The sequence below is a fragment of the Acinetobacter schindleri CIP 107287 genome, from assembly GCF_000368625.1.
Taxonomy (GTDB): domain Bacteria; phylum Pseudomonadota; class Gammaproteobacteria; order Pseudomonadales; family Moraxellaceae; genus Acinetobacter; species Acinetobacter schindleri.
The window spans coordinates 509,238-531,354 of record NZ_KB849576.1 but is presented as its reverse complement, the minus strand read 5'-3'; the positions used below and the strand labels follow the sequence as shown (position 1 = coordinate 531,354).

At 42.0% G+C, this 22,117-nt stretch carries 16 protein-coding genes, 1 tRNA gene and 1 pseudogene; 4 read left to right on the top strand and 14 right to left on the bottom strand.

The features are described 5' to 3' along the window. Window positions 1–311 precede the first annotated feature (311 nt). Window positions 312–965 carry a YitT family protein gene (locus F955_RS10080; RefSeq protein WP_004894123.1) on the bottom strand — a complete coding sequence of 218 codons (654 nt, stop codon included), beginning with the start codon at window positions 963–965 and terminating at the stop codon, window positions 312–314. A 424-nt stretch (window positions 966–1,389) separates the two neighbouring features. Between F955_RS10080 and F955_RS10075 the strand changes: the two genes are divergently transcribed. Continuing rightward, entirely contained in the window at window positions 1,390–1,581 is a 192-nt protein-coding gene (locus tag F955_RS10075; protein ID WP_004894121.1) for a hypothetical protein, read from the top strand. Window positions 1,582–1,774: 193 nt separating this feature from the next. Here the strand turns inward: F955_RS10075 and F955_RS10070 are convergent, their stop codons facing one another. The 11 genes and pseudogenes from F955_RS10070 to efp form a co-directional block, all read right to left on the bottom strand. Further along, on the bottom strand, window positions 1,775–2,506 hold the full coding sequence (locus F955_RS10070; RefSeq protein ID WP_004894119.1) for an ABC transporter ATP-binding protein: 732 nt from the start codon (window positions 2,504–2,506) through the stop codon (window positions 1,775–1,777). Further along, a complete protein-coding gene (locus F955_RS10065) occupies window positions 2,499–3,722 on the bottom strand; it encodes an ABC transporter permease (protein ID WP_005221575.1) in 1,224 nt (407 codons plus the stop codon). Before F955_RS10065 ends, F955_RS10070 begins: the two co-directional genes overlap by 8 nt. After that, window positions 3,719–4,942: pseudogene (locus F955_RS10060) on the bottom strand (efflux RND transporter periplasmic adaptor subunit). Before F955_RS10060 ends, F955_RS10065 begins: the two are co-directional and overlap by 4 nt. 314 nt (window positions 4,943–5,256) lie before the next feature. Next, complete coding sequence (locus F955_RS10055) at window positions 5,257–6,984, bottom strand: NAD-dependent malic enzyme (RefSeq protein WP_004894113.1); 1,728 nt, start codon at window positions 6,982–6,984, stop codon at window positions 5,257–5,259. Window positions 6,985–7,661: 677 nt separating this feature from the next. Beyond that, window positions 7,662–7,738 (bottom strand) — tRNA-Val (locus F955_RS10050). 32 nt (window positions 7,739–7,770) lie between these two features. Next, window positions 7,771–9,780, bottom strand: coding sequence for a transglutaminase TgpA family protein (locus F955_RS10045; protein WP_004894110.1), 2,010 nt, complete (start codon window positions 9,778–9,780; stop codon window positions 7,771–7,773). Window positions 9,781–9,790: 10 nt separating this feature from the next. Next, a complete protein-coding gene (locus tag F955_RS10040; protein WP_004894108.1) occupies window positions 9,791–10,696 on the bottom strand; it encodes a DUF58 domain-containing protein in 906 nt (301 codons plus the stop codon). A 10-nt stretch (window positions 10,697–10,706) separates the two neighbouring features. Further along, a complete protein-coding gene (locus F955_RS10035; protein ID WP_004894105.1) occupies window positions 10,707–11,666 on the bottom strand; it encodes an AAA family ATPase in 960 nt (319 codons plus the stop codon). Between the two features lie 462 nt (window positions 11,667–12,128). Further along, entirely contained in the window at window positions 12,129–12,431 is a 303-nt protein-coding gene (locus F955_RS10030) for a YbdD/YjiX family protein (RefSeq protein ID WP_004894103.1), read from the bottom strand. 10 nt (window positions 12,432–12,441) lie between these two features. Next, a complete protein-coding gene (locus F955_RS10025; RefSeq protein ID WP_004894100.1) occupies window positions 12,442–14,541 on the bottom strand; it encodes a carbon starvation CstA family protein in 2,100 nt (699 codons plus the stop codon). Between the two features lie 170 nt (window positions 14,542–14,711). Further along, window positions 14,712–15,281 carry an elongation factor P gene (gene efp / locus F955_RS10020; protein ID WP_004810438.1) on the bottom strand — a complete coding sequence of 190 codons (570 nt, stop codon included), beginning with the start codon at window positions 15,279–15,281 and terminating at the stop codon, window positions 14,712–14,714. A 378-nt stretch (window positions 15,282–15,659) separates the two neighbouring features. On the opposite strand from efp, the gene epmB reads away from it, so the two are divergent. The 3 genes from epmB to F955_RS10005 are packed head-to-tail and all read left to right on the top strand — an operon-like array spanning window position 15,660 to window position 20,605. Continuing rightward, a complete protein-coding gene (gene epmB, locus F955_RS10015) occupies window positions 15,660–16,676 on the top strand; it encodes an EF-P beta-lysylation protein EpmB (RefSeq protein WP_004894097.1) in 1,017 nt (338 codons plus the stop codon). A 12-nt stretch (window positions 16,677–16,688) separates the two neighbouring features. Continuing rightward, on the top strand, window positions 16,689–18,434 hold the full coding sequence (locus F955_RS10010; RefSeq protein WP_004894094.1) for a hypothetical protein: 1,746 nt from the start codon (window positions 16,689–16,691) through the stop codon (window positions 18,432–18,434). Beyond that, window positions 18,416–20,605, top strand: coding sequence for an EAL domain-containing protein (locus F955_RS10005; RefSeq protein ID WP_004894091.1), 2,190 nt, complete (start codon window positions 18,416–18,418; stop codon window positions 20,603–20,605). Before F955_RS10010 ends, F955_RS10005 begins: the two co-directional genes overlap by 19 nt. An 86-nt stretch (window positions 20,606–20,691) precedes the next feature. Here F955_RS10005 and rpmE read toward each other — a convergent pair whose 3' ends face one another. Both rpmE and F955_RS09995 read right to left on the bottom strand, forming a co-directional pair. Then, a complete protein-coding gene (gene rpmE / locus F955_RS10000) occupies window positions 20,692–20,916 on the bottom strand; it encodes a 50S ribosomal protein L31 (RefSeq protein WP_004782616.1) in 225 nt (74 codons plus the stop codon). A 200-nt stretch (window positions 20,917–21,116) separates the two neighbouring features. After that, a complete protein-coding gene (locus F955_RS09995) occupies window positions 21,117–22,097 on the bottom strand; it encodes a bile acid:sodium symporter family protein (protein WP_004894088.1) in 981 nt (326 codons plus the stop codon). Window positions 22,098–22,117 lie beyond the last annotated feature (20 nt).

Below are 22,117 nucleotides of genomic sequence, written 5' to 3'. Positions count from 1 at the left end.
AGATGTTCATAAGGGGTGTTGCTCTACTTTTAACACAATAAATTATTGTAGATATTTGTTATAAAAAAGCCGTCGGCTACAAAACTGAAGGTGGAAAGAAGTCAGTAAAAGAAAGGCATTTAGATAGCAAATTAAAGCAATTCAAGTAAAGTTAAATATAGTTAGCTATCAGTACACATCCTAGCGATCATGTTCTGATGGACGTGGTTTGATTCAATATTAAAGAGCAACAGGCCTTGTTGTTCATTGCTCTTTTTTAGATTTATGAATCAGTATTAATGCTTAGGCTATTTTCCAATCCTGTCTTTTATTCAATGCCCTTTATAGCGTCCCGGTCGATGATTAATCGCCAGAAAACTTCCCATGATCACTGCTGCCAGAATTGACCAAAACACTTTATCAAATGGCACAATCCAGAGTGCAAGTAGCACCACAATACAGTCAATTACCATCTGTACATTGCCTGCTTTCATACCCCACTTTTCCTGTGCATATAGGGAAATGATGGTTGCACCACCGAGACTGGATTTATGTCGGGCCAAGAACAGCACACCGGTTCCCATCAGAAAGCCACCTGCAATCGCGGCAAAAGCTGGATGCAGATAATCAATATGCAAATACCGAGGTGCAATAAAGGTAATCAGTGAGAGTAAAGCGACAGAAATAAAAGTCTTGAGCGTAAATTCCCTGCCAATATATTTCCAGGCGAACCAGTAAAAAGGGATATTGATCACAAAATAGATTAGACTGAAAGACCAGCCTGTGGCGTAATGCAGCACAAAGGCAAGCCCTGCGGTACTGCCGGTCAATAAGCCCGCCTGAGCAAACATGGTCATACAGATACTGACAAACAGAGAACCTGAGAATAAGGCCTGTAGGTCTTCAAACGCAGTATGTTTTCTGGTCTCCTGCGGTGCAGGATGACGCGTCGGGTAAATCACCCGAGGATTAGATTGAATTGCCATATACGCTAACCTTTAAAACTCTTTTTCGCTTGTGGCGAAGCCGAGGGTTTAATTTAGGCTCTGCACTTCTGGCACAGAACCTGACGGTATGTTGTTATTGCAATTTGCTTGCCAGCAACAGGCACCAAAAACTGATTTTTATATAAAATTTATCATTCTCTATGTCATAAGATATTTGGCACTAGACTTAGATTAATACATTGATCTGTCTAGGAGAAAAAGAAATTGTGAACTAATGCTTCTAAACAAGCATTAACATTTATAAAGCACTTATTAGGATTATTAGCGAGTCATTAAAATCACTTACATTGGCAACAATTTTTTAAATCAGCCGAGCTATAAATACAACAGACTTGGGAGGTTCGGTTTTTATAATAGGAAGAACATCCAATAACGTGATTCATGAAGAAGTAGGTAAACTCTTATGGCAAATCCAGATGAAAACAAAGAACTTGAGGAAGCATTGAACGAAGAATTTCCTGAGGAGGAATTAGACCCGCAAGAAAAGCAGGATCTGGAAATTCAACGTGGTCAATTAGGTATAGATAAAGATCCCCAAGTTAAACGCGACCAGATCCGTCAAAGACATGAGGATGAAGAAGATGAGAATCCCTAGCTAATCATCTTTATGGTATTGCAGGCCTTTAGCATTATATTTGGCTTGAACTACCCTACCCCCTGAAAAATCCTGAAAATACAGAGCTGTCCCTCTGCTTTGGATACTTTTTGAAAAACTCATCCTATTGTAGAACATGAGCGACATCACCAAAATCAGAATAGTCATGTTCTTATAATGATGAATGAATGAGTCATTGCTTCGGTTCTTTCTCAACCCTTTGCATTCTGGTATCACTTTGAATCAGGCCATCGACCAGATTGATGGTACGATCACAGGTAGCTGATAAACGCGGATCATGAGTGACTAAAAGTACGGCACAATCCCGTTCCTGATGCACCTTACGAAATAGCGCAAACATTTCTTCCGCAGTTTGCGTATCCAGATTTCCGGTGGGTTCATCTGCCAGTAATAAAGCTGGATTGGTAATTAATGCACGAGCAATCGCAACACGCTGTTGCTGTCCACCAGACAGCTCATTCGGTTTACGATCAGCAAACTTTTCCAGTCCAACTGCTGCCAGTAATTCACGTGCCTGATCAATTGACTGTTGATCGGGTCTGCCGTGGGTCAACATTAATGGCATTAAAATATTATTAAGTGCAGTAAATGCCTGAATCAGATGGTGAAACTGGAAAACAAAGCCAATACTGTTGCCTCGTAGTGCAGTCCGTTCTGTATCTGTCATTTTACTGGTCGGCTGACCAAGCAGATATAATTCACCACTGCTCGGCTGATCCAGTAATCCCAGAATATTCAATAAGGTACTTTTTCCTGAACCTGAAGGACCAATCAGTGCAGCAAAATCCTGACGTTCAATACATAGGTCAATACCGTGCAAAACTTCCACTTCATTTGGTTGACCAATATTATAAGATTTTCGCAGCGCCTCTAAACGCAAAACTTCTTGAAACTGCTCAGACATGACGAATCGCCTCCACTGGGTCCAAGGCTGCTGCACGACGTGCTGGTATAGCGGCTGCCAGTACACCGGTCAAAGTTGCCAATAACAGTGCTAGAAGTACCAGTTCAATAGGTACTGGAATATAAAACAGGCCTGGGCCAAAATTATTAAAAATCCATACCAGGCCATAACTGGCAGAACTGCCGATTGCCGAACCGATAAGCCCAAAAATCGCCCCCTGAAACAGGAATACTCTTAAAATTTGTGTTTGGGTTGCACCAGTCGCGCGTAAGATTCCAATTTCCCGGGTTCGTTGCACCACGCTAACTGACATGACACTGGCAATACCAAAAGCGACTGAAACGGCGACGAAAATAATAATCATATTGGTCGAGAGACTTTGTGAGGAAATCGCATTCATCAACTGCGCATTGGTTTCAATCCAGCTTTCAGCCTGCAAGGACGTCAGGCGTCCTACCTGATCCGCAATCTGATCTGCCTGAAAAAGGTCCGTTACCCGCAGATCAATTACCGTCACCCCACCCGGCAACAGCAACAAAGACTGTGCCTGTTTCAAATCCAGATAGATATAGCGTGCATCCAGTTCACGCACCCCTAACTCAAAAATCCCGGCAATATTTACCAAGGTACTTTCTTGCTGCCCGGTATCCAGCCGTAATTTACTCCCTACCTGCACACCAAGATCTTTAGCCAATTCACTGCCAATCACGACATCATCCGCACCAATCCTTAACTGACCGCTCTGTAAGTATTCTTTTAAAGGAATAATCTGCTGATAACGTTCCAGATCAATCCCAACCAGTGCAACAGATTCGATCGCATCCCCACGCTGGACCAGAGCCGGTCCAGAAACAACAGGTGATACTGCAGTCAGAACGGGCAATTGATCCAGTGTCGTTACAATTTGCTGCCAGTTATTGATGGAACGTAAACGTTGTGCGCGCTTATCTTCCAATACAAGCTGAATAATACCTTCTTTGGTTGGCGCGACCTGATTGACTTCATCTGGAGACAATAAACGGATATGTGCTTGGGTCCCTAAAGTCCGGTCAATCAGATTGGATTGCAAACCTTGAATCAATGCTGTAATAAATACAATCACAGCCACGCCCACTGCGACTCCGACAGTGATCATGATGGATTGTGATCGGCCTTCACGTAAGAAACTGACCGCAATTTTCCATTCGGTCCATAGCCGTCCGAAAAAGTTTTTCAATCGAGTTTCACCGGTATTTCGTTTTTAGTATTGTTTTGATTGGCAGGATTTTCAGTTAGGATATTTTGCGGTTTTATCCGCACTCATGCGCCATCTTCTAAAGAAGCGTCCGGATTAGCCAGTACCTGATCACCCTCCTTCAAACCTGAAATTACTTCAGCACGATCCAGACCACGCAAGCCTAATGTGACTTGTTGACGTTGAACCTTACCATTGCGTACCAGTAGTACTGTCGCTTTATCTCCTTTAAGACCGGTAAGCGCATCATTAGGTATGGCTAAAGCTCGCTCGCGGCGACCCGTTTCTACATTGACTGAAACCGTCATATCCTGACGTAGAAAATCAGGTACCGGATCTACAGTAAGTTTAAGCTCAACTGTGCCACGTTGCGGATCGATACTTGGAGCAATAAAGCTAATCCATGCAGGGAAAGTGTACTCGGGATAGGCATCAGCAATCACCGTTGCTTTTTGCTCTAAAGCCAGTCGCGATAAATTACGTTCATCCAATGGAACGCGAATTTCGGTATTGCCATTAATGGCAATAGTAAATAAGGTCTGTCCTGGCTGAACCAGATCACCCGGCTCTACATCGCGAGTCAGTACTGTGCCTGCGACCGTCGCACGAATTTTGGTTTTGTCCAGTTGAGCCTTAGCAACTGCAAGCTGCTCGCGCAATGAGGCTTCTTCAACCTGTCCCTGTGCCAATGCAGCTGCCTTGAGTCGTGCGGTTTCGAAGTTATTGCGTGCGACCCTTTCCGCTTCGACTGCCTGTTCAATTTCTTCAGCCGAAAGAATGCCTGGCTCGGCATTACGTCGACGGTTGGCTTCACGGCTGGCCTGCTCAAGTTGAGCTTTGGCCGAGGCTAATTCTGCTGCGGCCTGTGGACGTCGACTTGTGGCTAATTCGGTCAGTGCAACTTCTGCCTGCCGCACCTGGGCAGCCAATTCATCTGATTTCAATACGACCAACAGATCGCCTGGTTTAACTTGATCACCTTCCTGAACGCGTCGTTCCAGCACAACACCAGCAAGCTCACTGCCAATGTCAGCACGAGATACCGTTGCCACACGTCCTGTTGCTACTACATTTTGTACTAATGGCATCGCCTTTAAGGTATAGCTCGGCAATTCCGGTCCTTTCCACCAGCGCAAAAGTACAAAACCCGCTATCAGGACCAGTAATATAACAATCAGAATTTTATAGCGGGCAGCACGCACATGGACATCTCCGAGGATTTTTAACTGCATATTCAATTAAAAAGGTGTAGAAGTATTTAGTTGTTTCGTAATCTTTAATTTATAACAAGTTTTTATGATGATTTCATATACCAGTTTATTTAACATTCTTTCATAGTTTCAATTAAACTGTAAAATTATTCTTTTTGAATCTGCCCAGATTCATTTTTTGTATCAGACATTATAAAGCAAGAAAATATTACTCATGAAGATCATCGTCTTAGCTACTCAAAAAAGGGTTCATAAGCATATTACTTATAAACCCTTGCACCTAGTTCCTATAAACTGATCACCTATTAAAATGTAACCCGCTCATATCGACGATATTCAGGCTTCCAGAAATTCGCTTCAATTGCTTCTTTCAACGTTTCTATAGTTGCCTGAGGAGCCACCCCATCTTGTATTGCCGCTTGCGCAACTCTTAATGCAATCACCTTGGAAATCTGCTGAATCTGATCCAATTCAGGCAACAAATCTGCTTTCGGATCTTTCAATTTCGGTGAGCATTCAGCTAATGCATTACTTGAGGCCATTAACATATTATTGGTCACTCGCTTCGCTCCAGATGCAATTACACCTAATCCAATCCCAGGGAAAATATAGGAGTTATTACATTGCGAAATGTTATAAATCTCCCCCTGATAATTGACGGGTGTAAATGGACTACCTGTGGCAATTAATGCTTTCCCATCTGTCCACTGGATAATATCTGAAGGAACCGCTTCCACTTTGGAAGTTGGATTAGACAATGGGAAAATAATCGGATGCTCACAGTGCTCAGCCATCGCTGTAATGACATCTTTACTGAATAAGCCCGGCTGTCCAGATACACCAATAAGAACTGTAGGTTTCGCAAATTTCACTACATCAAGTAATGAAATCGTACTTTCCGCATCTGCCCATTTGGCGATATTTTTTGGATCCTGAGCTAATTTTCGCTGGAAATCTAAAAGATTTGGCTGATTTTCTGTAATCAGACCAAAACGATCCACCATGAAAACACGTTTACGTGCCTGAGCATCCGTTAATCCTTCTGCTACCATCTGGGCAACAATCTGCTCCGCAATACCACATCCTGCAGAACCTGCTCCGAGGAAAGCTACGGTTTGGTCTTTCAGTTGTTTATTAGAAGCATGTGATGCTGCAATCAGGCTACCCACTGCAACTGCAGCCGTCCCTTGAATATCATCATTAAAACAGCATGCTTGATCACGATATTTTTCTAATAATGGCATCGCATGATGTTGAGCAAAATCTTCAAATTGAATCAGGACATTTGGCCATCTTTTTTGAACGGCATGAATGACCTGATCAACAAAATTGAAATACTCATCGCCACTAATACGCGGTTTACGCCAGCCCATATAGATCGGATCATTTAAGAGCTGTTGATTATTGGTTCCCACATCCAGCGTAATTGGCAATGTATAAGCCGGACTGATTCCCCCACATGCAGTATATAAGGCTAATTTTCCAATCGGAATGCCCATTCCTCCGATCCCTTGATCACCCAAACCTAAAATCCGCTCACCATCTGTAATCACCACGACTTTGACATTTCTGCGATTGACATTATGTAAAATCTGATCAATGCCCTCACGGTCAGCATAGGAAATAAATATCCCACGATGCCGGCGATAAATATCTGAAAAGCGCTGACATGCCTCGCCTACCGTTGGGGTATAAATGATGGGCATCATTTCACTTAAATGATTTTCAATTAAATGATAAAACAGCGTTTCATTGGTATCTTGAATGTTACGCAGATAAATGTGCTTATTAATATCATCATTAAAAGAACAGTATTGCTGATAAGAACGTTGACTTTGTTCTTCAATAGACTCAATGACATGAGGGATAAGCCCATGTAAATTAAAACTCTTTCTTTCTTCTTCGGTAAAAGCAGAACCTTTGTTTAGAAGAGGCAGCTCAAGTAACGTATATCCTGCGTATGGCACATAAAGAGGACGTTTCTCTATCTGATTTTTAGTCACTTTACTTGACTCACTTCTGGAATTTGGCATAACTCTCTAAAAATAGCTGAATAAGTTCTATATTTTTATCTTATCGCTATTTCTAATATTTTAGATATTTTAATAATTAATACTAATAAAATGAGTATTTAGTAAATTAATGTCTTACAAAAATATCAGCAAACAAATTATTTTTTATGCATACTTTAAAAGATCCTATGTTTTTCTTTTTTAAAATTAGGTAATATCAAAAAAATACTCAAGCTTATAAACCAATAAAATCAATTACATAAAATAATTTAATAAGTTAAAAACAGATTCAAATCAAATAGAAATTTTGCGCTAATGACTATATATTAACCAGTTCTATTTTTAATACATTATTTTATTAAATTTTACATATCCTCATATTTTTAATTATTGCTTTAGAAGCATAAATTCGCCTTAATTAAATAGAGAAAAATTATTATTTTTTAAAAAAATCTCAAAAAAAACAGGAAATTATAATTAAGGATGAAATAAGTTATTGTTTCTAATAAGCAAGGAATTAGTAATAATTTATAATTTGTTGAAGATTTTATCTAAAAAATAATCTATAAAAAACCTAATGCTTAGAGAGGAAATAGCAAAATCAGAATAATAAAAGAAGAATTTATATATGACTAAATTAGATTATATAAAAAGGCTTAAAATAAAAAATGTTATAGTATTTAGAAGTTTTAAAATTTTGGTAGGTATATCCAGACTCGAACTGGAGACCTCTACGATGTCAACGTAGCGCTCTAACCAACTGAGCTATACACCTAGAATGTTACGCATATTATAAATTTTTGAATCTTAAGACAAGTTTTTTCCTTTATTTTTCAGTGTATATGCACATTTTTTAAGCAAGTATCTGAATTTATTAATATCCTTTTGGTCAGGCTTATAAGCTGAAAATTGATTTCTCTCATAGATTTGTATAGCTTCATAAAAAGACGTAACCTGATCTGAGCTTAAGGAAGCTGATATTCGAAGCATCCACTGTTTAAATGTTTCAGCCGGTTGCTTACGCATCTGAATAAGCAGGGAACGATTAAGCTGCTCTATGGCTAGCTCGAATGGTGAATTCTGTCTTCGCTTTTGAATATAAATCCATAAGAAATAAGATGCGATCAAAGATGCAATACCTATTATAAGTATCCACACAGCTGCATAAGCAGAGTTCAAGCCAAGTTTAGACATCCAGCTGCGTTGTGAATCTGCATTATAACCGACCACCTTACTTTGCCACTGATAACTGGCATAGTCACTCCATATCCTCAACTTGGTCATAAACTGATATTGCTGTGTTGTCCATGTTCTACCCTCACCTAAAACTGCTGAATTTTCAGACATCAAGTTTTGCATACCATTATCAATACGTTGTGGGGCAATAATGGCAGTAGGATCAATCCGCTGCCATTGCTGGTTCACCCAGACTTCAGTCCAGGCATGCGCATCCATCTGGCGCACTTCCCAACTCTTACCATCAGGTGCGAGTGAACCACCTTGATACCCCGTGACCACACGTGCTGGTATTCCTGCATAACGCATCAGCATGACAAAACTGGAGGCATAATGTTCACAGAAACCACGGCGCGCATTAAACAGAAATTCATCCACCCGGTTTTGGCCTAATGTTCCTGGAGTTAAGGTATATACAAAATTATTCGCCCGGTACCAGTTCAACACATTTTGGATATAGCGCTGTTGACTACCCTCGCTCTGTTTCACTAAATTTGCCGCCAGTGCCTGAGTTTGAGAATTATATTGAGCAGGGGTTCGGGTATTTATATATTGCAGATAGTTAGTATTTAAATTAGGCTGCTCTACTTCTGTTCCTACCCAGCGAAGCTGAACAGGTTCCACGCGCTGAGTTAAACGACGCGGTACAATTCCCCAATCATAACGGTTATAATAACGACGCTCTAAAGGGACTGATTTATCCAATCCCATCACCCAGAGTACGGACGGATCTGAAGCCAAATACTGATAATCCCAGCCCGATGCCAATGAGGCAGAATCATTCTGTTGGCGGATTTGTGGCTGCTGATTGATTGCACTACTGGTCCAGGTTTGACCATCATATTCATCTAATACCAAGGCACGCCAGTATAATTCTGCACGTGGAGGTAGCTTGCTTACATCGCCTATAATTCGAAATGCTAATGCACTCGACTGAGATAACTGTGCAATATCCCCCGGAGACATCCTGTCACTAATTCCGGTGACCCCTTTATTTTCAGGAATGGGGATATGCCACATCGGTGGCAAACGTGGAAAAAAGATAAAGAGTAAAATAAAAAATGGCAGTGCATAGAGTACAAATTTGCCGACATGTTTAACATCTTGTTTTAATGCGTTCTCCTGAGCCTGTAAATCCTGCTCAAATTCACCTACCTGAATACGATATAAGCCAATGAAACAGCTTAGTAAGCACAGCAGAATCCCAAAAGCCATGATAAAAGACTGGCTATACAGGAAAGTACTCGCCGCCACAAACAGGGCAAAGTTAAATAAAATAATCAGGTCACGTTTAGTACGGGTTTCAAAAGCCTTGGCAAATAAGAAAGTGGAGAGCACGGCAACACCTGCATCTACACCCAAAAAACTTTGATGCGTAAAATAAATAACTGCAAGTGCTACGACTGTCAGCAACAGGGTCCATTTTTTAGGAAAAGTCTTTTGCTTTCTCAGATTCAGCCAGAGCAATACCAGCATCAGGGCAAAGATGATGCTGAGTCCTGCAGGCAAATAACTCACCTGTACAACCAGAATTAAACTGAGACTGAGCAAAATGGCTGTGCGGATATTTGCATTCATCATGTCTATCCTCTTAAGCCTGTGCCAATAAGAGTTTGGCCTGATGCATCTGTTCAGCGCCATAACCTGAAGCCAGTTCTACATGGGGCAAATGCAGGCTATAGGCCAATTGCTGTTGTTCACATTGTTCGATCAGCCCCATCATCCATTCCAGCTTTTCTTCATGTGATGGGCTTGGCATATGTGCATAATGAATCTCTATACTGTGCTGGTTCTGATATTGTTCAAAGACTTTAATATATAAACCCTGCCCACGGGCTACCTGTTTCCAGGAAACAGCCTGCAATGATTCCCCTGCCTGATAACTTCGTAGTTCTCGAAACTCATCCATTTCTGGCTCAAAACTTGGCAAATGCTGCTTATTTTCAGCAGTCGAATACTGGGCTTTCGGTGCTACCCATGCAAAGCGCTGGTGATAAAGATAGGTCCAAGCTCTTACCAGTCCAAAAGGATAGACTGAATAAATCTGGATTGCTGGATAAACAAACTTTCCACGCTGTTCAGCATAAAAGGAAAGGCTAAATTTTTGCCTGGTCTGATTGACCAATACCTTATAAAGCTGTTCACCTGCCTGAATATACAGGTATCGTGATTGCGCGACTGGTTGCTGAAAATGGAAATGTAGATTCAGGTCGTGTCCCACCTGCCCGATTTCATCTGTAAGCAGTTCGATACTCAATCCGTGCAGCTGTTTAAAAGTCAGATAAAAACTGATACACAGCACGGCACTGATCAGAAAGCAAAAACCTAGAGTCAGGTTATTGGCATAATTTACACCTGCAATAAAGGTGATGAAAATGAGTACCAGATACAGATAGCCCTGCTGATAGATAAAGACCAGCACATCACGTTGTGAGAGCTGTTTTTGCTGTGCAAACTGAAAACGTTTACTTAACCAGTTCTGCCAAAACTTTCCCAAGATCTGGCTCCTAGCTTATCGCCACTTGCTGCATGAGATTTAAGGTTTCTGCCTCACTCAACCCTAAACGATGCGAAGCCACTGCCACAAACACAGCTTGTACATCATCCGGTGTGACGAAAGCACGATTCTCAATCAAAGCATGTGCCTGAGCTGCCCGTTTTAATGCCAATAAGCCACGTGTTGATAATCCATAACGGTTTTTTCGGGTTTCTTCAGCCAGATCTAGCAAATATTCCTGTATGGGTTCGCTGATATAGATCTGATTAACCAGTCGCTGCAGCTCTAAAATTTGCTCCTCACGGAACACATGCGCCAAGGTGGCAATCAGGGCAAAGCGGGATTCTTGCTGCAATAACAGTTTTTCTGCATGTCGGGATGGATAACCTAAAGATAAACGCATCAAGAACCGATCTAGCTGGGATTCTGGCAAAGCATACGTTCCGCTCTGGAATAATGGATTCTGTGTTGCAATCACCCAAAATGGTTTAGGCAAGGCATAACGTACTCCATCGACTGTCGCATAACCTTCTTCCATCGCTTCCAGCAAAGCACTTTGGGTTTTGGGGCTGCAACGGTTAATTTCATCTGCCAGAAGAATCTGGGTAAAGATTGGACCCTGCTTAAACTCAAATTGATGTTCTTTCTGATTAAACATGTTGATGCCAATTACATCGCTGGCCAGCATGTCATTGGTAAACTGAATCCGTTGAAACTTTAAGCCGGCAAGATGAGATAGACTGCTTGCCAATGTGGTTTTACCTAAACCCGGCAAATCTTCAAACAGAACGTGTCCACCAGCAATCAGGCAACACAATGCCAGCCGGGTTTGTGCCTGTTTATCCAGCACAATTGCATTAATTTCTTTAAGGAATTTTTCAATGCTGGGAGCATAGCTGGCAATTTGCTGTTCAAGCTGAGTATTTATGTGCGCTATATCATGATTTGCTTTTTGCTTTACGCCCCACATCACAAATTTTCTCATTAAAATAGATACTTGTGATTAACATACACTGAATTTAAACCACACTAAAGACCAATAATATATCTTTACACTGAGTCATTTACCTAATCATCAGAAATATCCAATAAAAAGTGGTTCATTTAAAAGTTTCAATCTCGGAAATTAACTTTTCTCAAGTTAGAAGCTGATTGAAATATAGTTTAATCCTTCAATAAAGATAAATTGCCTCAAGCAATCTAATTGGGTTGCTCTACATTTTCAAAGTTATGAAATGAATTGATTATTCATATTTTTTACAGGTATAAAAGCCATATCTTAAAAGTATATTTTTAAGTTATTTGTATAAAGTTTAAACTTGATGATAAATATAAATCAGCGCATAGACTTGTATAACCATCTAATATTTAATCTCTCTAGCTTTCGTAAAATGTAAAAAGTGCCCCGAAAGGCACTTTTTTTATTGATTCATTAACATGGACATTTTTTCATGCCACCGCCAGCAGAGGGATAATGTGCATCCACACAATGACGATAGAAAGTTTTAGCATCCATCGCTTCCAAATCTGGATGATGTTTTTTCATATGTTCCAGATAGGTCTGATAATCAGGCACTCCGACCATCAAACGGAAACTCTGCTGCAAACGTTGCCACAGGGTCGCAATACGTGACCAGTTTTTCGGGTTCAGGATTAAATCCTTTTGCGACATGACGGTCATTTTAATGATCTTGTAGATCACCGCTTTTCCGCCTTTGGCAAATTTCAGATTCATACCAGTCTCCTTAGTGATGTGCTGTAGGTTTGATCTCAGCAGGATCGCGATAAATCGCTTCAGCTTCATGTACAGTTGGTTCCGGATTTGCCAAAGCACGGCGAATCACACCAATTGCAGCAAATAGCATGACGAAAGCAACAATCATAAAGAAAGCACATAGACCCGCATTGATCTGATTCGACAATGCCACTGTGTGCATCTCAGCCACGGTTTTTGCTGGTGCCAGAATTTCATTATTGGCAATTGCCGTGTTAAAGCGGTCAGCTTGCGCAAGGAAACCGATCTTCGGATTTTCGTGGAAAATCTTTTGCCAGCCTGCAGTCATTGAGGTAATGAACAGGAATACAGTTGGAATAATCGTCACCCAAACGTATTTCTGTTTTTTCATCTTAAACAGGATGACGGTACCCAGAATGAGTGCCATTGCAGCCAGAATCTGGTTACCGATACCAAACAGTGGCCATAAACTGTTAATCCCACCGAGTGGATCGACCACGCCTTGATAAACGAAGAAGCCCCAACCAGCGACAGCGACAGCTGTACCTAATAAATTACCAAAGAAATTATGTGACTGTTTTACTGCAGGAATCACGATACCTACGGTATCTTGAACCATAAAGCGACAGGCACGAGTACCGGCGTCAACAGCAGTCAGGATGAATAATGCTTCAAACAGAATCGCAAAGTGATACCAGAATGCCATCATTTCACGGCTATTGAAGATTTCGGTAATGATATGCGCCATACCAATCGCGAAAGTCGGTGCACCACCAGTACGCGACAGAATCGAGTTTTCACCGACTTCCTGCGCCAGCAAAGTCAAGGCTTCAGGGGTTACTACGAAACCAAGGGTTCGTACTGCTTCTGCTGCACTTTCTGCCGTAGTACCAAGTAATGCGACTGGCGAGTTAATCGCGAAGTAAATGCCTGGATCCAGAATCGCAGCACAGATCAAGGCCATGATCGCCACAAAAGATTCCATTAACATACCGCCATAACCGATCATGCGGATATCACGTTCGTTGTTGACCAGCTTTGGTGTGGTTCCTGATGAAACCAGTGCATGGAAACCGGAAATCGCACCACAGGCAATGGTAATAAACAGGAATGGGAACATGGAACCTGCAAATACAGGACCAGTACCATCAATAAATTTGGTAATTGCTGGCAGTTTCATTTCTGGCATCGCGAACAGAATACCAATCGCCAGACCCGCAATCACGCCAATTTTCAGGAAGGTAGATAAGTAATCACGCGGTGCAAGTAGCAACCATACCGGCAATACAGAAGCAATGAAACCGTAGATAATCAATGCCCAAGTCAGTTCAGTACCTGACAAAGTAAAGAATGGACCCCAGTATGGATGTTGAGCAATAGTTTCACCGTAGATAATGCCGAGCATCATCAACACGAAACCAATAATGGAGACTTCTGCGATTCGTCCTGGTCGGATAAAGCGCATGTAAATACCCATGAATATTGCAATCGGAATCGTCGCAGCAATACTGAATACACCCCATGGGCTGTTGGTTAAAGCTTTGACAACGACTAGCGCCAATACCGCCAAGATGATAATCATCACGCCTAAGGCACCGAGCATGACAATAATACCGGCAAAAGTACCTAGTTCCTGTTTGGCCATTTCACCAAGTGAACGACCATCGCGACGAGTTGAAATAAACAGTACCAGAAAATCCTGAACTGCACCGGCAAGTACCACACCGACTAATAGCCAGATCGTGCCCGGCAAATAACCCATTTGTGCTGCCAGAATTGGCCCCACCAGTGGACCTGCACCGGCAATCGCGGCAAAGTGGTGACCGAAAAGCACCCCTTTATTGGTGGGTACATAGTCCAGACCATCAGCCAGACGATGGGCAGGCGTTAAACGGCGCTCATTCAGTTCAAAAACTTTATTGGCAATAAATAAACTGTAAAAACGGTAAGCGATGCTATATACACAGGCAGCTGCCAGCACCAGCCAGACTGCATTGACATGCTCTCCACGGCTAAGTGCAAGAATCCCAAAGGATACTGCCCCGACAATGGCTACAAGGAGCCACATAATTTTCGAAGTCATGCTCGACTTCTGTTGTAAAGTTTCCATTCAATCCCTCATATCTGTTGCATTTAAATCAGCGTGATTTTTTTTGTTCGAGGTACTGCTGTTTTCCCTTGCGACTTTACGCCTGTTCTTTTTTGTTGCCTCTAAGACTTTGGCATAAAAAAGGGGATGATTTTCATCATCCCCTTTGATAATAGTCTATTTTCAGACCATTATGCACGTTCTAGGTATTCACCTGTACGTGTATCAACACGAACTTTATCTTCTTGCTGAACAAATAATGGAACACGTACTACCGCACCTGTTTCCAGTTTCGCTGGCTTACCGCCACCGCCAGAAGTATCACCACGTACACCTGGATCAGTCTCAACGATTTGCAATACCACAAAGTTTGGTGCATTCACTGTTAAAGGAACGCCATTCCAAAGCATGATGGTACATTTTTCATTGGAGTCGTCTTTTAACCATTTTGCTGCATCGCCCATCGCGATTTTGTCTGCTGCAATCTGTTCAAAAGATACTGGATCCATGAAGTTCCACATTTCGCCATCGTTGTACAAGTATTCCATTTCTACTTCTACGATGTCAGCAGCTTCTAGTGAGTCACCAGACTTAAATGTTTTTTCTAACACTTTACCTGATTTAAGGTTACGTAATTTTACACGGTTGAAGGCTTGGCCTTTACCTGGTTTTACGTATTCGTTTTCCATGATTGAACATGGGTTACCATCAAGCATAACCTTAAGGCCTGACTTGAAATCATTCGTAGAATAATAGGCCATGACTGGCGCACTCCAAACTTACTAACTTTAATCTATTGATGCTATGGGCTGTTGCAATGTCATTTAGCAAGTCTGACACGAACATGTAGTTGCCACATGCACATTCATTTAATGTTGCGTATTCTAAATGACCAATACACCATGCCGCAACGAAAAATTCCTATTTAACAGACCTTCACTGACTAAGTTACAGTCAGACATATCAATGAACAAATTATTCAGTCCCTACCATCTGCTGATCATTAAGACAAAGCTTTATATAATCTGCTCAACTAATACGTCAAACTTTATCCAATACAGGCACATTCATACTATATATAAACTGTTAAACTAATCGCTTCAGCTTCATCGCTTCCACTTTTACTTTATTCTTCCCACATGACAGACTTTTTCTATCAGGAACAAAACTGGCAGTCACAACTGAGTGACTTGATCACAAATCCGCAGGAATTATTGCAACAACTGAAACTCTCACCTGAGCAGCTACTTTCTGGCGCAATTCTGGCATCAGAACAATTCAAGTTACGGGTACCACGTGCTTTTGTTGGCAAAATGCAGATTGGCAATCCACTTGACCCCCTGTTACTGCAAGTCCTGCCACATCATCTGGAACTGGAAGAGCATCCGGGTTTTGTTACTGATCCTTTGGGTGAAGAACAGGCTAACCAGCAGCCAGGCGTCCTACATAAATATAAGTCACGTTTTCTGCTGACCCTGACCGGAGCCTGTGCCGTACATTGCCGATATTGCTTTAGACGTCACTTTCCTTATCAAGAAAATTTACCTAAAAATGAAGACTGGGAAAATATTAAAAGCTATCTGCTAAGCCAGCCAGATATTAATGAAGTGATCCTGAGCGGTGGTGATCCACTCACTCTTTCTAACCGGAAATTAAAACTCTGGATTGAACGTCTGGAAACTTTAACTCAACTTAAATTCTTAAGAATACATTCACGAGTTCCGATTGTAATCCCAAGCCGAATCGATGACGAGCTGACAAGCATGTTAAAAAACAGTAGGCTACGTATTATTCTGGTGGTACACTCAAATCATGCATCTGAGCTGGATGATTACACCTGTAGCAAACTGAATCAGTTGGTTCAGCAACAGATTACCGTACTTAATCAGGCAGTGTTACTCAAAGGAGTAAATGATACTGCACCAGTTTTGGTCGATTTAAGTTATCGCTTGTTTGAAGCCGGAGTGATGCCGTATTATTTACATGTACTTGATAAAGTAAAAGGGGCGCATCATTTTGATTTGTCACCTAAGCATATAAACGAGATTTATACAGAAGTTTTAGCGAACTTACCCGGGTATTTGGTACCTAAACTTGTTCGGGAAATTGCGGGCGAAAAAAATAAGACACCGCTTTTTGGGGTTTCAACATTTTGAGTTAAATAATAAATGAGTAAACATAATTCAGATATTTTTCAAACGCCGACGGAACTTAAACTGGATCAACTGAGCTTTTGTCCAGCCAATGTAAAAGCCTTGCAGGAATGGGTTGCAGGAATTTCGATCCTGCAACTGGGGACATCCTCCAAGTCACTGTTCAGTGCCCTACTGGAAATCTCTGAACTGAAGTGCTCTGAAACCCTGCGTTTTGACCTGATTCAGGTACTGCATCCGACTCTTGAAAATGTACTGACCAGCCTGGAAAAACACTTCGTCAATCAAGGCCTGATTACTACTGACCGTAATGACCAGATTATTGAACTGGCAATGCTGCTGCGTAGTCATTTTGCCAAGGCCTATATTGATATTGCCAAGCGCTGTAATCATGAGCTGAATCACAGCAGTTTTTCTTTATTTAAACTGGGAAAAAAGAAAAGTCTGACCACGGCACGTATGGTTTCGATTTACTATGCCTTACAACAGCTCAGCCTGCTGCTGTATCAACAGCATATGCTGTATGGCAAGCCAGTGATGGGCCAATGGCTTGCAGCTCATCAGCTACTTGAAATTGCAATGCAAAATAATTTCCATCAGAGCAATATCAATCAGGTCCTGGGTACTCAGCATGAGCTACAGAATATTTCGAATGCGTATGCACAGCTGATCCTGCTGGAAATCTTTAATACTCATCAAATCCGACCGGCAGAAATTCAGGGATTGTATCTTTGCAGTTTTGACTGGGCCAAACTGGTTCAGGTTTTACCTAAAGAAACTACCCTGTCCCGCTATGCAGTCGACAGCAGCAAAGACTTGCCACCAGTATATAACTCGCGTCTGAATGATCATTTCAAGCCGAGCATATTTATTGCCACTCAGAACCTGATGGAACATCTGGCGGGTACACAAACCAAAAATGCCCAGTATCTGTCGCGTAATGAGAAATTGTTCCTCACCCCAGCGCTGCATTTTCATATTTATAACCTGTTGACCACAACCATGGAACGTCGTCATGAGCGTTATGAATACTCAGCGCATATCAATATCTGTTTTGGTTTGTCTGCTGCACATTTCTATCTGTCTCAGGGCAAAAACTTCCATGAAACCCTAGATGTTGAAGGCGGCTATAACTTCCAGAGTGAAAGTAGCTTTATCAGTGCATCAGAAAATGCCGTACCAGGTTCATTTAGTCATATCAAAGCCTTAGATCGTGAAGCCAAGCAGATTCACCATGCCGAAGTGCTGGACATCAGCGTCAATGGTTACCGGATTAAGTGGACCGGCTTTACTCCATCGAATCTGAAAACCGGCGAATTTATTCTGGTTCAGGAAAATGCCCAAAGCCAATGGCGTGGTGGTGTGATCCGCTGGATCAAACAGTCAACAGAAAAAAGTCTGGAACTAGGCTTGGAAATTCTGGCGCAAGACCTGTTCCCATGTGCAGTTTATGCACGGACCGACCGTCATCTGAAAAATTATCAGCCAGCTTTACTGGTACAGATAACCCAACTAGATCAGATTTCGAATAGTGTTATTGTGTCAGGTGTACAGATGTTTAGGGAAAAACAGACGATTCACCTGCGTGTTGATGGTCGTGAACTAAAAATCTATCTGACCAAAGCACAGCTGATCACACAAAGCTTTATTCGATTTGACTATGAATTATTGAATGATCAGGAAGAACAGATCATTAAAGGCTTTATTCACAAGCAAATGAATGAAATCAATAATCACGACTTATGGGAAGCATTGAAGTGAGAAATCCATTATTGTCTAAAAAGTTAAAACGTACGGAAACACGTTTACTGATTATTGATGATAATCAAATTAGATTTAACCAGATTCGTGATCTGTTGACCGCCAATGAATATCAGGTGGATGCAGTTCTACTGGATGACCTGCAGAACTTTGAAAAGCAGTTGAATTTCAACTGGGACCTGATCATCTTTGGCCGTGCGTATGACCTGAAATATGAACAGGCACTCAGTCTGGTACGCCTATCGAAACAGCCAAACTTGCCGATTCTGCTGCTTAAACCTGATGACTATCAGGCTAATCAATATACCGGTTATATCCAGAAAGGTGTGTATGACATTTTGAATCTGGAATATCCAGAACGCTTTTACCTCGGTCTGGTACGTGCCCTGTCTTTCAGCCGTCTGACCCAGTCGCAGCAACATTTAATAGAAGAGCTGGAAACAGTACAAACTCAGGCACAATTACTGGTTGAGGACAGTAACAAAGCGGTAGCCACCATTCAGGAAGGCATTCACATTCAGGCCAATGAAGATTACCTGAAACTGTTTGGCCTGAATTCTGAAGATGACATTATCGGTTTGCCTTTACTCGATCTGTTACAGCCACAAGATCTAAACGAATTTAAGACCCGTTTTAAGAAAATTTCCCAAGGTCAGTTCGAGCTGGGTGGTTTTGAAATTCATTCAACCAATCCAAAGATTGCTGCAGTCAACCCCCTCAAGCTTGAGTTCCTGGCTTCTACCAGTGAAGAAGATGCTTTACAGCTAACGATTGATACTGCGAAAACTCAATCTGCTACAACAACTGAAAAAGCAGCAGTCAAGCCAAGTACGTTACAATTACTAAAACGCGAGCTGAACCGCGAGCCTGCCAATGCCAATGCATTGATCACCTTCTCTTTTGCTGCTTATGAGTCTCAAATTCTCAATGCAGATTGGGCGATCTACACAGGCTACTTCCATGAAGTTAAGAACTTCCTGAAAGAACAGGTTCGTGTATCGCTGTTTAAACTGGAACATGATGTCCTGGTCGGTGTCATTCAGGCCGATTCTCAGGAAATTCTGGAATCTAAACTGATTGGGTTAGCTGCATTAACCAAACCGCAGTTGATTACAGTCAATCAGCAGACCTGCTCTCTGAACTTACGCATCGGTTATACCAAACTCGACGGTGAACTACATGATGAGGCACAGCTGGATCAGCATATTGCTCGTGCCTTCTCTACACCATTACCTCAAGCACAACAGTCTTCCGAATTTGTGCTGGATATTCCATCGGATATGCTTGCACCTGCAGAAGCTGTTCCAAGTCTGGAGTTCAGTATTGCCGAATCAGCTGCAGCCCAGTCAGCCTCTAGTCCAGTATCTGCACCAGTTCCAACGCCTGTAACACCAGCTACAGCCGCAGCACCTGTAGCGATGCCAGGTTCAATCCTGCATGCACTGCGTCAATGCTTGGAGCGTGGCGAAATCCATCTGAAATATCAGCAGCTGTATGACAAGGAAGATAGCAATCTGTATACCTATGAGGTTACCAGCGGTTTTATTTTTGAAAATAAATGGCAGGATATTTCCAAGCTGCTGGAACTGCGTGAAGATGATGAACTTTCAATCAAGCTAGATCGCTGGATTCTGGTTGAGTCTTGCAAGCAACTGCATAACTTTATCACCCAATATCCTGAAGCCCGCTTGATCGTAAACCTGAATCGTGCCGTGCTCTTCAAAGACCGTAGTTTTCCTGAGTTTATCTCCAAGCTGATTACGATTATTCGCAGTAAATTAAAGCATCCTCTCACTTTACAATTTGCCGAAGAGGATCTGATCCTGAACCGCGAGGATGCGCAGAAATATATCCGTATTCTGCGTGACCATGGCGCAGAGATTGCGATTCGTGAATTCGGCAATTCGATGTATAGTGAAACCTTGCTCCGTGAAATGGATGTAAATGCCTTAACGATCCATCCACAGCTCACTGCGCAATTGAATTCCAATACCGAGGAACTTCAGGAAAAAATCGCTGGATATCTGGAAATCAAACCGGTTTATCTCCTGTTACGTGAACTGAATGATATGACTTCTTTTGCTAATGCTTGGAATGTCGATGCACGCTTCATTCAAGGTGATTACTTCCAGAAAAAACTGGATCATCTGATTGATGTACAGGAGCGCTAAGCGCCTGTACCACACCTGAATACTGTGAATTCACAATATTCAGGCACAAAAAAACGGGCAAATTGCCCGTTTTTTCATTTTGGGTATTAACGTTTAACAGAACGTGACATACCAGCAAAACGTTGTTTGAACTTGTCGATACGACCGCCAGTATCAACGTTCTTTTGCTTACCAGTGTAGAATGGGTGGCAAGCTGAACATACGTCTAGATAAAGCGTTTCTTTACCAACAGCTGAACGAGTTTCGATTACGTTACCACATGAACAAGTAGCAACTAGTTTTTCATATTTTGGGTGAATATCGGCGCGCATGGTCGATTCTCCATAAAGATCAAGAAGGTTTTGCTGTCATCGCAATTGATCACTCTCAAAAACTGAGGAAAGGCCAGAATCAAATTCAGGCAGATCAACACCACAACAGACCATTCTTTTGGCCCACCGAGACGGATACCGTCAGAGCTAAGCACAACAAGTTGGGCAATATTATACGTGAAACAAATTTAATAAGCGAATTATTCTTCAGTTTTAACTGCAACCTGTTTGGACCACATATTGGCAACAATGCCGCAAACCATCAGCTGAATCTGATGGAAAATCATGATCGGCAATACAATCATGCCAATTGGCTGACCAATAAACAGAATTTGTGCCATCGGCACGCCGCTGGCTAAAGTTTTCTTGGAACCACAGAAAAAAATAGTTTTCTGATCCGCTTTATCAAAACCAATCCAGCGTGGCACAAACAGGGCCAGCAGCATCACCAAAGTCAGTAAGACTGAGCAGGCAATAATGAGCAGTAATAAGGTCGATAAGCTTACCTGATGCCACAGCCCTGCCACAACAGCACTACTGAACGCGCCATACACCACCATGAGAATCGAACCCTGATCAAAAACCTTAACAATTTCTGGCATTTTCTTCATTTGTGGAAATACCCAAGGACGCAGAATTTGTCCAAGGATAAACGGCACCAGAAGCAGTAAAGTGATCTGCATAATGGATGAGGTGGGATCAAAACCATGTTGTGACTGACCCAAAATAAAAAAGGCTACTAATACCGGGGTAATAAACATACCGACAATATTGGAAAATGAGGCACTACACACTGCACCGGCGACATTACCCTGTGCCACTGAAGTAAAGGCAATCGAAGACTGTACTGTTGATGGCAGGAAGCACATAAACAGGAAGCCCCAGTACAGCTCCTGACCCAATAACGGAACCAGGACCGGCTTGGCCAACAGACCAATTATAGGAAACAGCGCAAAAGTAAATGCGAACACCAAGGTATGTAGCTTCCAGTGCATCAATCCTTCAACTACGGCCTCACGTGATAACTTGGCACCATGCAGAAAGAATAAGATAGCAATAGCAATCGTGGTAATAGATGAAAAGACTTCAGCCGCCTGTCCTGATACCGGAACAAAACTGGCAAGTATCACCATTATAAAAAGCAGTATAGTAAAACGGTCCAATGCCAATAACTTAAGCATATCCCTTCATCCCTTAAATT

Coding starts and splice junctions, on each gene's coding strand:
- F955_RS10035 (WP_004894105.1), bottom strand. CDS start 11,666: ATGTGGGGCGTAAAGCAAAAAGCAAATCATGATATAGCGCACATAAAT.
- F955_RS10010 (WP_004894094.1), top strand. CDS start 16,689: ATGAGTAAACATAATTCAGATATTTTTCAAACGCCGACGGAACTTAAA.
- epmB (WP_004894097.1), top strand. CDS start 15,660: ATGACAGACTTTTTCTATCAGGAACAAAACTGGCAGTCACAACTGAGT.
- F955_RS10080 (WP_004894123.1), bottom strand. CDS start 965: ATGGCAATTCAATCTAATCCTCGGGTGATTTACCCGACGCGTCATCCT.
- rpmE (WP_004782616.1), bottom strand. CDS start 20,916: ATGCGCGCCGATATTCACCCAAAATATGAAAAACTAGTTGCTACTTGT.
- efp (WP_004810438.1), bottom strand. CDS start 15,281: ATGGCCTATTATTCTACGAATGATTTCAAGTCAGGCCTTAAGGTTATG.
- F955_RS10025 (WP_004894100.1), bottom strand. CDS start 14,541: ATGGAAACTTTACAACAGAAGTCGAGCATGACTTCGAAAATTATGTGG.
- F955_RS10075 (WP_004894121.1), top strand. CDS start 1,390: ATGGCAAATCCAGATGAAAACAAAGAACTTGAGGAAGCATTGAACGAA.
- F955_RS10005 (WP_004894091.1), top strand. CDS start 18,416: ATGGGAAGCATTGAAGTGAGAAATCCATTATTGTCTAAAAAGTTAAAA.
- F955_RS10045 (WP_004894110.1), bottom strand. CDS start 9,780: ATGATGAATGCAAATATCCGCACAGCCATTTTGCTCAGTCTCAGTTTA.
- F955_RS10030 (WP_004894103.1), bottom strand. CDS start 12,431: ATGAATCTGAAATTTGCCAAAGGCGGAAAAGCGGTGATCTACAAGATC.
- F955_RS10055 (WP_004894113.1), bottom strand. CDS start 6,984: ATGCCAAATTCCAGAAGTGAGTCAAGTAAAGTGACTAAAAATCAGATA.
- F955_RS09995 (WP_004894088.1), bottom strand. CDS start 22,097: ATGCTTAAGTTATTGGCATTGGACCGTTTTACTATACTGCTTTTTATA.
- F955_RS10070 (WP_004894119.1), bottom strand. CDS start 2,506: ATGTCTGAGCAGTTTCAAGAAGTTTTGCGTTTAGAGGCGCTGCGAAAA.